Source organism: Streptomyces olivoverticillatus (assembly GCF_014203555.1).
Lineage (GTDB): Bacteria > Actinomycetota > Actinomycetes > Streptomycetales > Streptomycetaceae > Streptomyces > Streptomyces olivoverticillatus.
This window is the reverse complement of record NZ_JACHJH010000003.1, coordinates 717629-732156: the sequence shown is the minus strand read 5'-3', so window position 1 is coordinate 732156 and position 14528 is coordinate 717629. Positions and strand designations below refer to the sequence as shown.

Below are 14528 nucleotides of genomic sequence, written 5' to 3'. Positions count from 1 at the left end.
ACCGTCACGCGCCCGGCCCCCACAGCAATCCGCGCACGCCCTGACGAGGGAGCACGCACCATGGCACCGCAGGACCACACCGCCGCGGGGCTCGACCCGGCGACCACCGTGCTGCTCACCGTCGAGTGCCAGCGCGGCGTGGTCGGCCCCGACAGCGCCCTGCCCGAACTCGCCGCCGCGGCACGCGCCTGCGGAGCGCTGCACAACGTGGCCCGGCTCGTGGCCGGGGCGCAGGAAGCGGGCGTCCAAGTGGTGCACGCCATCGCCGAGCGCCGCCCCGACGGCCGGGGTGCCGCCCGCAACGCCCCCCTCTTCCGCGCCGCCGAGCGGCTGCCCGTGCAGCAGCTCACCGGCACCCTGGCCGTCCGGATCGCCGAGCCGATCCCGGTCGGCGACGGCGACCTGGTCGTACGCCGGCTGCACGGGCTCTCGCCGCTGGCCGGCACCGGCCTGGACGCACTGCTGCGCAATATGGGCTGCCGCACGCTGATCGTCACCGGGGTGTCGGTCAACGTGGCCGTGCCCAACGCCGTCTTCGACGCCGTCAACCTCGGCTACACCGCGGTCGTCCCGGCGGATGCCGTGGCCGGGGTCCCCGCCGACTACGCGGCGGCCGTGGTCCGGCACACCCTCTCGCTCGTCGCCACCGTCACCACCACCGAGGCCCTCCTGCGCGGCTGGCGGCAGCGCAGGAAGCCCCGGCAGTCCCCGCCGGACCCGGTCAGCCGAGGGTGATGGAGTCCCCGCTCACCGAGATCCGCTCCGGCGGCAGCGGCTTGCGGGCCGGGCCGTGCTGCACGCCGCCGTCCGCCACGGCGAACTTGCTGCCGTGGCAGGGGCAGTCGATCGTCCCGGCCGCCACTTTGGACACCACGCACCCCTCGTGCGTACAGACCGCCGAGAACGCCTTGAAGGTGCCCCGGGCCGGCTGGACCACCACCACCTTGTGTTCCGGGAAGACCTTCCCGCCACCCACCGGGATCTCGGAGGTCTTGGCCAGGACGGCACCGGGCTTCTTCGACGTGCCCGGCTGCGCGGACGACGTGGCGGGAGGCTGCGCGGGTGCCTGGGCGGAGGGCTGCTGGGTCGCGGGCTGGGAAGCGCCCGACTTCTTGTTGCCCCCCGAGCCGCCACAGGCGGCGAGGGCGGCGGTGAGGCCTGCGGCCCCGGCCGTCGCGACGACGGTGCGACGGGCGGGGTTGGCCGGGGAGGCTGACGCGTGCGGCATAAAACGCTCCTCTGGTTGGGGGCAGGGAGTCGGACGATCCGGTCCGAAGAGTCGTACGGCTGGATCCCTTCCGGCGTTCAACGACTGCGTAGACGCCCGGCTACGTATTTTTTGCCGACGCAACGGCCCTCATCCCTGCGGCATGGTCGGTACCGCGGTTCGTCCTCGGCCATGCCGTCGGCGTCATCGAGGCAGGCGCACAGGTACGAATCACGTCCCCGGTCGACGGCTCCCGCCGGGGATGTGCCGGTGAACAGAGGGGAAACGCTTGCTCAGCTCGCATCCGGCCTCCACAGCCTCCACACCCTCCGCGAGCCGGGTGCGGGTAGCCGTCACGGCTCCCGATCCGATCAGCCGCGAGGGAGTCCTCAGCCAGCTGCGTCGGCACCCGGAGGTGGACCTGTGCGAGGAACTCGGCTCCGCCACAGTGGCCCTGCTCGTCGAGGACGTACTCGACGAGATCGCGCTCGCCCGGCTGCGGCGGATCGTGCGCAGCGAGGGGGCGCGGGTGGTGCTCGTCGTGGGGACGATCCGGGAGAACGAACTGCTGGACGTCATCGAGTGCGGCGTAGGAGCCATCGTCTGGCGCCGCGAGGCCACCGCACCCCGTCTGGTGCAGGCGGTGCTGACCGCGGCCGAGGGCGGCGGTGACCTGCCCGCGGACCTGCTGGGCCGACTCATCAGCCAGGTGGGTCACCTGCACCGGGGCGGCGCCGACCGGCCGGGGACCTTCCTGGGCCTCACTCCGCGCGAGGTGGACGTCGTGCGGCTGGTGGCCGACGGTTTCGACACCTCGGAGATCGCCGGCAAGCTGTCCTACTCCGAACGCACCATCAAGAACGTCATGCACGGACTCACCACCCGCCTGCACTTGCGCAACCGTTCGCACGCCGTGGCGTACGCCCTCCGGGAGGGCTACATCTGACCGGACGGGCGGCGGGGGCGGGCCCTTGAGGCAGCAGCGCTGCCCCGTCGTCGTCCCCGCCGTGCGTGCACCCCGGACGGCGCAGGGCGCACGATCGATGACAGGCGAAGAGCAGCCCTCGGTGGGCGGCGGCAGGCGGGAGCGCGAGAGTGATTCACGAGGTGGACGAGGTCCTCAAAGACATCCTCGTCGGCGGGGCACTGGCCGGCTCGGGTATCGAGGTGTCCTTCGACGTCCCCACCCGTGACTGGGCGGCCCGGCGAAACGCCCCGGTGATCAACGCCTACCTGTACGACATCCGGGAGGACGCGTCCCGGCGGCAGGGCGGCCGCGAGGCGGTACGCGATGAACGCGACATCGTCGTGCGCCGCCGCCGGCCTCCGCGCTGGTTCCGGCTGTCCTACCTGGTGACGGCCTGGACGAAGACGCCGCGGGACGAACACCGGCTGCTGTCGGCGGTGCTGGCGACGCTGCTGCCCCATGAGCTGCTCGCCGCTCAGCAGCTTCCGGGCGCGCTGGGCCGTCTCGGCCTGTCGGTGCCGGTGACGGTGGGCAGCGTCCGGGCGGAGTCCCGTTCCCTCGCCGAGATCTGGTCCGCGCTGGGCGGCGAACTCAAGCCCTCCCTGGACGTCTCGGTGACCGTGCCGATCCCGGCGCATCCCGAGTACGACGCGGGGCCCCCGGTCACGGAGGGCGCGGCGGTCCGGGTGCGCGGTGTGGACGGCGGCCCGCCCCGGTCGGCGGAACGCGCCCACCGGCCCCACCAGGTGGCGGCGGCCCGCGCCGGGCACCAGCAGAAGGCGGCCCGCCGCACGGAGCAGTCGTGAACACCTCGTCCCTGGAGCACACTTCACCCACAGCCGCCCCGCCCCGGGGCCCCGGCGGCGCGGACCCGACCCGCTCCCTCCTCGACCGGCTGGCCGGGCTGCGGCAGACCGTCACCGCCCTGGTCGAACGCCGCTCCGCCGACGACCCCACCGCGAACGACCCGTTGCGCGGCCTCTACTTGTCCGAGGAAGCCGTGCGTCATCTGCTGCGCACCCGGCCGGCCCCGGTGCCGGACGCGGCCGGACGGCCGGCCGGGCCGACGGGGTGGCCGGAGGACACCGACGACCGGCTGGCCCAGGTGGCCGTCCGGCTACGGCTGACCGAGCTCGACACCGCCGTGCTGCTCATCGCCCTCGCCCCCGACCTCGACCGCACCTTCGAACCGCTCTACGGCTACCTCAACGACGACGTGAGCCGCCGCCGCGCCACCGTGGAACTCGCCCTCGACCTGTGCGGGGTGCCCGCGCACCTGCCGGAGGCCCGCGCCCGCTTCCACCTCTCGGCGCCGCTGCGCGCCCTCGGCCTGCTGACCGTCGAGGAGGCCGACCGCCCGCTCCTGACCCGCTCGTTGTGCGTGCCCGACCGCCTCACCGCCCACTTGCTCGGCGACGACACCCCGGATGCCGTGCTCCTCGGCCGGCTGCATCCGATGCCGGACGCGCTGCCCGCCGGCGCACACGACGAGGCGTTCGTCCAACGGCTCGCCACCCGGCTCGGCGAAGGACCGTTCACCGCCTACCTGCGGGAACACCGCGAGGGCGACGCCCTGGCCACCCTCGCGTCCGCTCTGCACACGGCGGGCGTCGACGCGCTGCGTTTCCACGGCGCCCCGGACCACGTCCCCGAGCTGCTGCGGGAGGCGCGCCTGAGCGGCCGGGCGGTCGTGGTGTGCGGCCTGCCCGACCAACCGGGACCCATGGTGGGCGAGTTGACCGGCGCCGCGGACGTCACCGTGCTGCTGGCCGACCCTCGTCCGTACGATCCGCAGTGGTCCGCGCACGACCCGCTGGTGCTGCAGGCGCCCCGGCAGCCGGCAGGAGGCACCGCCGCCTGGCGGACCGCGTTGGGGCCGGCCGCCGACTGCTTCGACCTGGCCGGCACCGTGGCTCCGTACCACCTCGGCGGCGAGCGCATCGGGCGCGCCGCCCGGGCCGCCGCGGCGCTCGCCGCCTTCGACAAAACCCCGCTCACCGCCGCCCACGTCCGGCTCGCCGCCCGACAGCAGTCGGCCTCGGGCCTCGAACGGCATGCGCGCCGGATCCGGCCCGCGGTGGACTGGCAGGATCTGGTCCTGCCCGACGGGCCCCTCGCGCAGCTGCGGGAACTCGCCCTGCGCGCCCGCCACCGCGACCGGGTCCTCGGCGACTGGCGGCTCAGCGCGGGCGGCGGGCGCGGCCGCGGAGTCCTCGGACTGTTCGCAGGGGAGTCCGGCACCGGAAAGACGCTGTCCGCGGAGGTGATCGCCGCCGATCTGGGCGTCGACCTGTACGTGGTCCAGCTGTCCTCGGTCGTGGACAAGTACGTCGGCGAGACCGAGAAGAACCTGGAGCGGATCTTCACGGAGGCCGACCGCACGGACGCCGTGCTCCTCTTCGACGAGGCCGACGCCGTCTTCGGCAAGCGCTCGGAGGTCAAGGACTCCCATGACCGTTACGCCAACATGGAGAGCGCCTACCTGCTGCAGCGCCTGGAGTCCTTCGACGGCATCGCCCTGCTGACCACCAACCTGCGGGCCAACATCGACGACGCGTTCACCCGCCGTCTCGACCTGGTGGTCGACTTCCCCTTCCCGGACGCCGGACAGCGACTGGCGCTGTGGCAGCACGGCCTGTCGCACGTGCCCCGCGCCGAGGACATCGACGTCGACTCCCTCGCCCGGGACTTCGAGCTGGCCGGCGGTGCGATCCGCAGTGCGGTGGTCACCGCCGCCTACCTCGCGGCCGGCCGGGACCGGCACGTCGCGGCGAGCGACCTGTGGGAGGGCGCCCGCCGCGAGTACCGCAAGGCGGGCCGGCTCGTCCCGGGCGAAACGAGCTGGTGACAGGAAGGGCGCCGCGGCGTGGTCACACGGTGAAGCGGACCGCTTCCAGCTGGAGTTTCAGCTCCATCGGGCTTCCGCCGTACTTCCATTGGCCGGGGTCGGTGCACACCTGGCCCAGCCAGTTCTTCTCCTTGATATAGGCGGACTGGCATACGGAGCCGTCGAAGACCTTGATGGTGAATCCCTCCATGGGGGAGTCCCCCTCCTTGGTGCTGCCGATGACCATGTCCTCCTGGTCCGCCGCCGACGACCACTCGTCGCCCTTCCGCCAGCCCTCGACGACATAGGCACTGGCGCCGGTGACCCCCTGGGTGCCGGACACCGCGATGTTGAGCGCTTTGACGGGCGTGCCCTTGCCCACCGTGCCGGCCTCGGCCCCGTCGCACACCGGGTCCTGCCAGCCGCCGTCCGCGAGGTACGCGCGGTAGCAGATGTGGCGGCCCTGGCTGCGGGCGGCGAGCTTGCGCACCGCGGTGGCCGCGGTCTGCTCCGCGGGCTCCGTGGGCTGGTCCGCCGTCCCCCCGCTGCCCGAGTCGTCGGGCTGCCCGGGTGGGTCGTCCTGCTTCTTGTCGGGTTCGGCGGGCGCGCTGCTGATCGGTGCGGACGGACTGGGCGGTGCGATGTCGCCGGCCGCCTGGGGCTGTTCCCGCGCCGCGCTCTGCAGCTGCGGCTGGTAGGTCAGCCAGATGGTGACGAACGTGATCGTCAGCGCGACAAGCAGGCCGAAGGCGGTGGCCAGCCAGCCCGGCAGGACCCCGCGCTGCACATAGGTTCCGTCCACCGCCATCGGCTCGGTGCCGGCGCGGCGCACGGTCAGCGCGTACGGCTGCTCCTTCTTGGAGCCGAACCAGGTGATCTGCCGGGGCCGCAGTGTCGCCTTCACGAACGCGGCCCGGCCCGGCTCGATCTGGATGTTGCTCGGCTGGAGGTCGTACGACAGCCGGTCGCCGGTGTCGCCGCCGCTGAGCGAGGCGGTGACCTTGGTGTTGCCGAGGTTGTCCACGGCCAGTCGCGGGCGCCCCCGGAACCGCCCCTTCACGGTCGGCGGCACCAACTCGGCGCGTACCTCGGTGAAGGGGGTGATGGTCAGGTTGCCCTCGGGGACGGCGACGGCGTCCGGATGTTCCTTGGGCGTGACCCGCACCGCGTACGGATTGGGGCCGGCGGTCGCGTCCGGCGTACGCGGCGGCGCGAACGTCAGCTCCACCGTGCCGGTCGTCCCCGGATAGAGCCGCAGCGTTTGCGGCTCCACCGTGGTCCAGGGGGCGAGAGCACCGACGGGTGCGAAGTGGTACTCGTCGACGATGTCCCCGGTGTTGCGCACGCGCAGCTGCACCGTGGTGCTGCTGCCGGGGTCGACGGTCGCAGAAGCAGGTTCCAAAGAGGTCCAAAGGCTCACGCCACGACGCTAGGAGGGGCCGCGCGTCCCGTCAGGAGACTGCCGGGCAGAGCTGGTTGCCCTCATGGGCGGTGATGTGTGCGGCTAGTCCAGATGTGGGGCCACGATCAACGCTCCGATGACCCGTACCAGGTGGCCGTAGACCATCGCCTTCGCCTGGTCCGGTGTCAGCTGTCGGTCGTCGGGGAGATGGGAGTTCAGGAACTCGGTCACCCGGTCCAAGGTGCTTCCGTTGCCCAGGGGCAGGGGGAAGGACAGGGGGCCGCGGGGCTGTTCCTCCCGGTGCCTGATCGGAGGCGCGTTGCCGACGTAGGACTTGGCGCCTCGACCGCCGGGTCCGTAGTTGGTGTCCTCACTGTAGGCAACGTTCTTGCCCAGCACACATATCAGTCTGTCGGCGCCGACCGCGGCGGCGTCCATCGCGATCATGTTGCTTACGCCCTGGCCCCGTTCGGATCCGCTGTCCACATAGAACGCCTGGCGGTCCGGCTGCTGCTGGGTGTCGGGCAGGCCGATGCCGCCTCTGCCCATGGCGGGCCGGATGCCTACCCGGTTGATGCTGGCGGCGTGGGCGGTGTGCTGAATGGCGCAGCTCACGCCAGCAGGGAGCCGCGGGGCATTGACGTACCGTGCCGCAGCCCGCTCGGAGGCGTTCATATCGGGACTGCGGAGCGTTGAGGCGGAGTCTCCGTAGGAGGGGCCGGATGAGGATCCGTCGCTGTGTCCGCCCGAGGGGCCGCTCGTCCGACTGCCCCCGCGTCCGGCGATGCTCATCGGCGCCGCGGGCTGCGCCCTCCTCGGCTGCCGGGCCGCTTCCAGGTCGTGGATCTCCCGCCGCTCGGCCGTGATGAGATGCCGGACCTCGGCGACGGCGCGCTGCTTGTCCCGGGTGTTGTCCGTCGCCCTTCCACGATTTCCACGACCTTGGCTCCCCTCCCACACGCCGATGCGGGCCTCGACCTCCTCCAAGGCGCTGCGCCGAGCGGCCAGGTCGTCCTCCCCCACCTCGCCGTACCGCTTCAGCGCGGCCACCACATCGGGCCACCGCGAGCCGGGGAGGAGGCCCTTCCTCAGTCCCTGTGCCTTCCGGATCTCCTCGCTGCCGGCCCAGCTCCTGGGTGAGCGCTGGACACTCGGGCCGCCGGGCCCGGCATCGCCGACGGGTGCCGGCCGGCCGGGCAACGACAGGTCGGGCGTTCCCCCTTGGGCCACCTTCTTGCCGTTCGCGGCGGCCATCACCTCTTGCGCGTCCCTGGGGCTGGAGACCCTGACACCGGCGCTGTCGACGGTCCCCGCCGTATCCATGGCCGGCGGATGCCCCATGGTGTTCCAGAAGGCGTGGTCGATTTCGTGGAGAACCGTCTCGTCGGGGAGGTTCCGCTGCCCGGCGACGATGTGCGGCCCGACGGTGAACGCCTCGGCCTCGAACTCTCGCGCCGCCTGCTGCGCCACCGGACCGTCGTGCATTCGCACATGGCCGAAGTTCATGGGGTACACGCGCTCCGCCTTCTCGCGGATACGTGGCTCCAGCGGGCGCCCGGGGGACGCGAGCGCCGCGTCCAGGGACATCCGACGCTGGACGGCCGGCCCTCCGGGGGACGTTTCCGCATGGCCGCAACCGGGCCCGTGCGCGTGTTCCTCCTCCTCAAGGGCGCGCGACACGGCCGCGTTCCCCGCCAGGCGCTGGAGGGACAGAATCCGGTCGGCCGGAGTGCCCGGCCTCTTCACCGGGCGGGGTGTGTCCTGGTCACCGGCCTGCCGGGCCTGTGTTCCGTGTGCGTGCACGATGCTCCCTTCGGCACGGGACAGAGCTGACCCACCATCCTTGACCAGCCGGCTCCGGCTCGAACAGGGCCGCTGGGGCAGCGAAGAGGGCAACGACGGGAGGCGCACGGCCGTGCCCTTGAGGGCAGCGACGTTGCCCGGCAACCGGCACCCGGGACCGTTTCAGCGGCGTGACGCACCAGCCAGGGTGGGAAACGTCCCGTCTCGTATCCCGAGGAGAGCACAGCATGCCGTCCTACCTGTCGCCCGGCGTCTACGTCGAGGAGGTGGCCAGTGGTTCGCGCCCGATCGAGGGGGTGGGCACCTCCGTGGCGGCCTTCGCCGGCCTCGCACCGACCGGACCGCTGAACGAGCCCACGCTGGTGACGAACTGGACCCAGTACGTCACCTCGTTCGGCGACTTCACCGACGGGTACTACCTCGCCCACTCCGTCTACGGCTTCTTCAACAACGGCGGTTCCGCCGCGTACGTGGTGCGGGTCGGCGGTTCCGCCGAGGGCGCCGCCGGTGAGGGCGAGGCCCGCGCCGAGGTGACCGCCTCGGCCCCTCCGGCGGCCCTGCCCGCCGGCGAACCGACGCAGCTGGGCGCTTTCTCCGTGGCGGCCACGGCACCGGGTGCGACAGGCCCGCTGACCGTGGAGGTCGCCGACCCCGAGGGCGAGGGGCCCGCAGAGCGTTTCAGGCTGATCGTCAAGGACGGTGACAGGCCGGTCGAGACGTTCGACGTCACTGCCAAGCGGGCCAACCGGTCCTACGTCGTCACCCAGGTCAAGGAGCGGTCCAAGCTCATCACCGTGACGGAGACCGCGCCGGCGGCACAGCTCACCCGGCCGGAGAACCAGACCGTCACCCTCGCCGCGCCGCCTGCCCCGGCCCCGGCCCCCGTACCCGCACCGGCGAAGCGGGACACGACCGCGCACCCCGGCCCGGCCCAGTACCTCGGCGATTCCGCGGACCGCACCGGCTTCGGCGGCCTGGAGGCCGTCGACGAGGTGTCCATGGTGGCCGTGCCCGACCTCATGGCCGCCTACCAGCGGGGGACGATCGATCTGGAGGCCGTCAAGGCCGTGCAGCTCGGACTCATCGCCCACTGCGAGCTGATGGGCGACCGGGTCGCAATCATCGACCCGCCGCCGGGGCTGAATGTCCGTCAGGTACAGGTGTGGCGCCAGGAGACGGCGGGCTTCGACTCCAAGTACGCGGCCCTGTACTACCCCTGGCTGAAGTCCTTCGACCCGGCGACGGGCCAGGCCCGCATGGTCCCGCCCAGCGGCCACGTCGCCGGCATCTGGGCCCGCAACGACTCCGAGCGCGGCGTGCACAAGGCACCCGCCAACGAGGTCGTACGCGGCGCGGTCGACCTGGAGCTCCAGATCACCCGAGGTGAGCAGGACCTGCTCAACCCCATCGGCGTCAACTGCATCCGTGCCTTCCCCGGCCGGGGCGTACGGGTCTGGGGAGCCCGCACCCTTTCGTCCGACCCCGAGTGGCGATACCTGAACATCCGCCGGTACTTCAACTACCTGGAGGAGTCGATCCTGATCGGCACCCAGTGGGTGGTGTTCGAGCCGAACGACCACGCCCTGTGGGCCCGCATCCGGCGCAATGTCTCGGCGTTCCTGGTCAACGAGTGGCGCAGCGGCGCGCTGTTCGGGCAGCGGCCCGAGGAGGCGTACTACGTCAAGTGCGACGAGGAGACCAACCCGCGGGAGTCGGTCGACCTCGGCCGGGTCGTGTGCGAGATCGGCATCGCGCCGGTCAAGCCGGCGGAGTTCGTGATCTTCCGGTTGTCCCAGTTCTCCAGCGGCAGCGGGGAGTTGGAGGAGTAGGCCACCCGCCGGCGCCTCCAGCACCCGCACACCACCGTCCAGAAGCCTCGGAAGGACAGCGAACCCATGAGTCTCATGCAGGGTGACTCCCTCACCTCACACAATTTCGGACTTCAGATCGACGGCGTGATGGTCGAGTACCTCGCGGAGGTCAGCGGCCTCAGCATCGAACAGGACGTCATCGTCTATCAGCAGAACTCGGCGCAGGGCCATGTCGAGGTCAAACTGCTGCCCGGCGTGCAGAAGAACGGCCAGTGCACCGTGGTGCGCGGCATGACCCAGTCGCCCTCGTTCACGACGTGGATCAACGAGTCGATCCACGGCCAGATGAGCACGGCCCGCAAGAACGCCTCGATCATCATGATGGATTACGAGGACAATCCGGTGAAGCGGTACAACCTGCGCAACGCCTGGTGCAGCAAGATCGACGCCAGCACCCTGAAGGCCGGCGAGGCGTCCGCGCTCACCGAGACCGTGACCATCGTCTTCGAAGAACTGGTCATCGAGTGATGCGGCGCACGGCTGCCGGTGCGCCTGGCGCGGGCACCGCCCTCGCGGCGCCACCGGCTTCCCCGGCTGCGGCGGCAGGCGCGGGGCTCCCCGCTCCCGCGTCCCCCGCCGCGCCGGCCGACGCGGCACCCCGCGACCTGCGCACCGAGTTCCCTTTCCAACTGCCGCGCGGATACGTCGACGAGTCGGGCACCGTGCACCGGGACGGCGTGATGCGCCTGTCGACGGCACGGGACGAGCTGGTGCCGCTGCGCGACGTCCGTGTCCAGGAGAATCCGGCGTACCTGTCGGTGGTGCTGCTCGGCCGGGTCATCACGCGCCTGGGCACGCTGCCGATGGTGCACGACGGGATCGTGGAGAGCATGTTCGCCTCCGATCTCGCGTTCCTCCAGGACTTCTACCGTCAGATCAACGCCGAGGGCCACACCCGCGCCGCGGTGGAGTGCCCGCACTGCTCCGAGCCGTTCGAGGTGGAACTCGGCGGGAGCCGCCTGGGGGAATCGTGACGTACGCGACCGACCGACTGCACGAGGAGATCGCGTACGTCGCCTACCACTTCCACTGGGACCTGGAGACGATCCTGGACCTGGAACACCACGACCGCCGCGGGTACACGGACCGGATCGGGTCCTTCGTGGCGCGCGCCGGGGCGGAGGGCTGAGCCGTGGGGTTCTTGGACCGGCTGCGGGGCCGAGGCGGTCGTGGCCTCCCTGGCGGCAGTGACAACCGGGCCGACAGCGGCGTCGGCGCCGCCGAGGTGCTGCCGGCGAGCGGTGCGGCATCCGCGACCGCCTGGAGCGGGCTGCCGCCCCTCCAGCGTTCTGTGGCCGACGGCCGGGCCGGGGTCGCGGACGCCGGCTTCGGCAAGCGGCTGCCGACGTGGCAGAACCCTTCGTTCACGGGGGCGCGGTCCCGCATCGGCGTCCTGGACACCGCTGTCGGCGGCCTGCTTTCGGGGGCGATGACCGACACCGCCCGACCGGTGACGGGGCTGGAGCGGCCGTTGGGCACGCTGTTCCGGGCGACTGCGTTGCCGGATCCGACGGTGCAGCGGGCCCCCGCGGCGCCGCTGTGGGCCGTGCCACCGATGATGCCGACCCCGGGCCCGGCCGGGGGAGGGGCGGACGGGCACCCGGCGCCGGTCGCTTCCGCTGCCGGGCCTGCCGTTCCGCTTGTGGGTGGTCGTCGTCACGCACCTGCTGCCACGGCCCGGTCGGTCGTGGCGGCTCCGACTTCCTCAAGTGGCCCGGCCGGTAACGGCGTTCAGGGTCGTCCAGGTGCGGTACCGGGCGGGTCGACCGCCCCGGGGACGCCGGAGGCGCGGGAGCATGCGCCGGTTGACCCGGTCCGGCGGATGCGCCCTGCCGGGCCGTCGGCGCCGGCGGCTCCGCCCACCGCGTCCGCTCCCTTCCCGGCGCGCGATGCCCGCGTGGCGCCCACCCCGCTCACCTCCTCCCGGCTACGGCCCTTGACCAAGGCGCCGGCCGGGCAGGGGGCCGTACAACGAAGGGTTCTGCCGGTGGCGCAGCAGAAGCAACGCGCGTCCGCAGAAAACCCGGCAACGACTGCGGGTGGCCCCGGTACAGGGGTAAGCGCTACGAGGGCCGGCGAGCCCGGAGCGGTCTCGCCGGCCGAGGGTGACCGAGGGGGAGCCGGCTCGGCTGCCTCGCGTGGTCCGCTCAGCCGCCCCGCGCCCTCGCCGAGGAACGTGGGTGCCGGTCCGTCCAACCCCGGCGCAGCGCCGACCGGGCGTGGGCCATCGGTGCAGCGGGCGGCCGCGCGTCGCGACCGCACACCTGCAGGGCCCGGCGCCGACGCGGCACCCGGCCCTCGTGGGGGAGCTGTCTCCCCTGACGGTGACGTTGCCTCCGGCGGCGAAGCACGCGACACCAGCGACGACACGGCCGGAGCCAGGCCCTCGGCCGGCGCACCGCACGGCGAGCGCGGCACGGCGGTCTCCGGTCCGGCGCGCGTACAGCGGGCCCCGGCCCGGCAACGCAACGCCGCAGCGCCCGCCCCCGTTCGGTCCACGGGTGCCGGTGCCGGTGCCGGTGCCGGTGCCGGTGCGGCTGCGGGTGGCGTGGCACCGGCGACACCGCCCGGTCGTGGCGGCCCCGCGCACGTGTCCCCGGGAGAGGCTCCACGTCTGGGCCGGACGTCTGCCGCTCCTAGTGGAGCGGTCGCCCCGAGCCGGGACGAGGCTGCCGACCGACGGCCGGGTGTCGGCTCCGGCCGACCGGCGACCTCGCAGGCTCCGTCAGTCAGCCGTGCCGCCACGACGGCCGGTCCGCCGGCGCCCGCCCCGCGCGGTGCCGGTGCCCCGGCCGGTCGGCCGGGCGCACTGCCCCCTGTGCGGGACGCCGCGACCCGGCCCGTAGCGTCCCCGGGCCCGGCGCCGGCCGATCGCCCGACTGCCGTTGGAGGTTCGACAGAGGCCGCCGCCCCGGCAGCCGTGCCGGCCTCGGGCCCTGCGGCAGCAGCGGCTCCTGTTCAGCGGTCGCTCCCGGCTGCCGACGCCCGCGTCGTACCCGGTGTGTCGTCGGCGACCGGTTCCAGCGCACCGCAGGCAGCTCCGGGTCGGTCCACGGCTGGGCCGGTGAAGTCCCTGCCCCCGGCCGGGAGTACCCCCTCCGGGATTCCGTCGGCTGCTCGCCCGAGTGCCGTCGGAGGGTCGGCCAGCGCCGCCGCTTCGGCAGCCGTGCCGGCCTCGGGCCCTGCGGCAGCAGTGGCTCCTGTTCAGCGGTCGCTCCCGGCTGCCGACGCCCGCGTCGTACCCGGTGTGTCGTCGGCGACCGGTTCCAGCGCACCGCAGGCGGCCCCGGGTCGGTCCACGGCTGGGCCGGTGAAGTCCCCGCCCCCGGCCGGGAGTACCCCCTCCGGGATTCCGTCGGCGTCCACCACGTCTCGTCCCAGGCCGAATCCGCCCCTGAACCGGACCCCCGCCCGCTCCGCACCCAACGGATCGGTTCAGCGCAGCGTCACACGTGAGGTCACCAGGTCCGGCCTCGGCGCCCCGGTCTCCGCGACGCCCGCGCCGGCGATCGCCGCGCCCGCACGCCCGTACACCGACCCGGCCGTGCCCCGGAGTTCCGCGCAGCCCGCCGCTCCGTCTCCGCCCTCGGCGGGCCCCACTCCGGTCGGCCCCGCGGCGCCGGGCCACGGCCCCGGCTCCACCCCGAGCTCGGCGTCGTCGGCGCCCCGGCTGCAGCGTGCGCCGGCAGCCACCGTACGGCGCCGCTCCGCACTGGGTGCCCCGGTCACCGGCGTGCCCGCGGACGCCACGTCGCTCGCCGGCCCCCCGGCCCGGGCGGCCGACACGCCCACTCCGGCCCCTCGCCCCGCACCCCCGGCCCCGACCCTCCCGGTCGCTCCGCCACCCCCGGTGGCCGCCGCCCCCGCCCCTTCTCCCGTCAGCGTCCAGCGCAGCACCGCGCCCACCAAGGCCGTACCGCTGCGTCGTCCCACCCCGCACCACTCCACCACCGCCCCCCGGACCCTCCCCCTGGCCTCTCTCACCCCGCCTTCGATATCAGCACCGCTCCCGCTCCTCCCCACCCCCGGGACCGGCGACGCCCCGGCCTCCTCACACCCCGTCACCGTCCAGCGCGCCCCGGGCTCGGCCATCGGTGCGCTCGCGGCCGCGGCTGCGGCCACGGTGGCGGACACACTGCCCCGGATCCGGCCGCAGCACCGGCCACCCGCCGGCGACCCGCCGCCTCCCTACGAACCGCCGCCTCCCTACGACCCAGCCCCTCCCCACGACCCACCCCCTCCCTACGCCCAGCAACAGCAGCCCGCGCAACAGCCCCCGCCCGCCTACGCGGAATCGCCCGTCGGCGGATTCGACCCGCGCGCACTCACCGACTTCCAGCTCGACGAACTGGTGCACCGGATCATCGGCCGCGTCACCCGGCTGATCCGCACCGAACTGCGGCTGGACCGCGAGCGGATCGGCAGACTCCGCGATCCCCGCCAGTGACCGG

General features: G+C 73.4%; 13 protein-coding genes. 9 read left to right on the top strand and 4 right to left on the bottom strand.

What is annotated here, in order from left to right:
- Nucleotides 1-60 precede the first annotated feature (60 nt).
- Nucleotides 61-735, top strand: coding sequence for a cysteine hydrolase family protein (locus FHS39_RS13985; RefSeq protein WP_184349638.1), 675 nt, complete (start codon nucleotides 61-63; stop codon nucleotides 733-735).
- On the opposite strand, the gene FHS39_RS13980 is transcribed toward FHS39_RS13985, so the two are convergent.
- Nucleotides 722-1228, bottom strand: a complete 507-nt coding sequence (locus FHS39_RS13980; RefSeq protein ID WP_184349637.1) for a Rieske (2Fe-2S) protein — start codon at nucleotides 1226-1228, stop codon at nucleotides 722-724. The genes FHS39_RS13985 and FHS39_RS13980 overlap by 14 nt on opposite strands.
- Nucleotides 1229-1496: 268 nt before the next feature.
- Between FHS39_RS13980 and FHS39_RS13975 the strand changes: the two genes are divergently transcribed.
- From FHS39_RS13975 to FHS39_RS13965, 3 genes are all read left to right on the top strand, one after another.
- A complete protein-coding gene (locus FHS39_RS13975) occupies nucleotides 1497-2153 on the top strand; it encodes a helix-turn-helix transcriptional regulator (RefSeq protein WP_184349636.1) in 657 nt (218 codons plus the stop codon).
- Nucleotides 2154-2302: 149 nt separating this feature from the next.
- Nucleotides 2303-2980 (top strand): Pvc16 family protein, encoded by a 678-nt coding sequence (locus tag FHS39_RS13970; protein WP_184349635.1) that lies wholly within the window; start codon nucleotides 2303-2305, stop codon nucleotides 2978-2980.
- Nucleotides 2977-5022 (top strand): ATP-binding protein, encoded by a 2046-nt coding sequence (locus FHS39_RS13965; protein WP_425507776.1) that lies wholly within the window; start codon nucleotides 2977-2979, stop codon nucleotides 5020-5022. Before FHS39_RS13970 ends, FHS39_RS13965 begins: the two co-directional genes overlap by 4 nt.
- Before the next feature lie 22 nt (nucleotides 5023-5044).
- Here the strand turns inward: FHS39_RS13965 and FHS39_RS13960 are convergent, their stop codons facing one another.
- Nucleotides 5045-6421 carry a hydrolase gene (locus FHS39_RS13960; protein WP_184349634.1) on the bottom strand — a complete coding sequence of 459 codons (1377 nt, stop codon included), beginning with the start codon at nucleotides 6419-6421 and terminating at the stop codon, nucleotides 5045-5047.
- 84 nt (nucleotides 6422-6505) lie between these two features.
- Nucleotides 6506-7990, bottom strand: a complete 1485-nt coding sequence (locus FHS39_RS13955) for an eCIS core domain-containing protein (RefSeq protein WP_184349633.1) — start codon at nucleotides 7988-7990, stop codon at nucleotides 6506-6508.
- A 443-nt stretch (nucleotides 7991-8433) separates the two neighbouring features.
- Between FHS39_RS13955 and FHS39_RS13950 the strand changes: the two genes are divergently transcribed.
- The 4 genes from FHS39_RS13950 (at nucleotide 8434) to FHS39_RS13935 (ending at nucleotide 11206) form a co-directional block, all read left to right on the top strand.
- Nucleotides 8434-10035, top strand: coding sequence for a phage tail sheath family protein (locus FHS39_RS13950; protein WP_184349632.1), 1602 nt, complete (start codon nucleotides 8434-8436; stop codon nucleotides 10033-10035).
- Nucleotides 10036-10101: 66 nt separating this feature from the next.
- Nucleotides 10102-10545 (top strand): phage tail protein, encoded by a 444-nt coding sequence (locus FHS39_RS13945; RefSeq protein WP_184349631.1) that lies wholly within the window; start codon nucleotides 10102-10104, stop codon nucleotides 10543-10545.
- Nucleotides 10545-11051: a hypothetical protein gene (locus tag FHS39_RS13940; protein ID WP_184349630.1), complete on the top strand. Its 507-nt coding sequence runs from the start codon at nucleotides 10545-10547 to the stop codon at nucleotides 11049-11051. The genes FHS39_RS13945 and FHS39_RS13940 overlap by 1 nt, the downstream gene beginning before the upstream one ends.
- The gene (locus FHS39_RS13935) at nucleotides 11048-11206 is read left to right on the top strand and encodes a DUF6760 family protein (RefSeq protein ID WP_184349629.1); all 159 of its coding nucleotides are present in this window, start codon (nucleotides 11048-11050) and stop codon (nucleotides 11204-11206) included. The genes FHS39_RS13940 and FHS39_RS13935 overlap by 4 nt, the downstream gene beginning before the upstream one ends.
- Nucleotides 11207-13512: 2306 nt before the next feature.
- On the opposite strand, the gene FHS39_RS25155 is transcribed toward FHS39_RS13935, so the two are convergent.
- Complete coding sequence (locus FHS39_RS25155; protein ID WP_221462698.1) at nucleotides 13513-13863, bottom strand: hypothetical protein; 351 nt, start codon at nucleotides 13861-13863, stop codon at nucleotides 13513-13515.
- A gap of 64 nt (nucleotides 13864-13927) precedes the next feature.
- Here FHS39_RS25155 and FHS39_RS25150 point away from each other — a divergent pair, with 64 nt between their 5' ends.
- Nucleotides 13928-14524: a hypothetical protein gene (locus FHS39_RS25150; RefSeq protein WP_221462697.1), complete on the top strand. Its 597-nt coding sequence runs from the start codon at nucleotides 13928-13930 to the stop codon at nucleotides 14522-14524.
- The last annotated feature ends 4 nt before the right edge of the window (nucleotides 14525-14528 follow it).

Coding starts and splice junctions, on each gene's coding strand:
- FHS39_RS13985 (WP_184349638.1), top strand. CDS start 61: ATGGCACCGCAGGACCACACCGCCGCGGGGCTCGACCCGGCGACCACC.
- FHS39_RS13980 (WP_184349637.1), bottom strand. CDS start 1,228: ATGCCGCACGCGTCAGCCTCCCCGGCCAACCCCGCCCGTCGCACCGTC.
- FHS39_RS13955 (WP_184349633.1), bottom strand. CDS start 7,990: ATGTCCCTGGACGCGGCGCTCGCGTCCCCCGGGCGCCCGCTGGAGCCA.
- FHS39_RS13950 (WP_184349632.1), top strand. CDS start 8,434: ATGCCGTCCTACCTGTCGCCCGGCGTCTACGTCGAGGAGGTGGCCAGT.
- FHS39_RS13945 (WP_184349631.1), top strand. CDS start 10,102: ATGAGTCTCATGCAGGGTGACTCCCTCACCTCACACAATTTCGGACTT.
- FHS39_RS13940 (WP_184349630.1), top strand. CDS start 10,545: ATGCGGCGCACGGCTGCCGGTGCGCCTGGCGCGGGCACCGCCCTCGCG.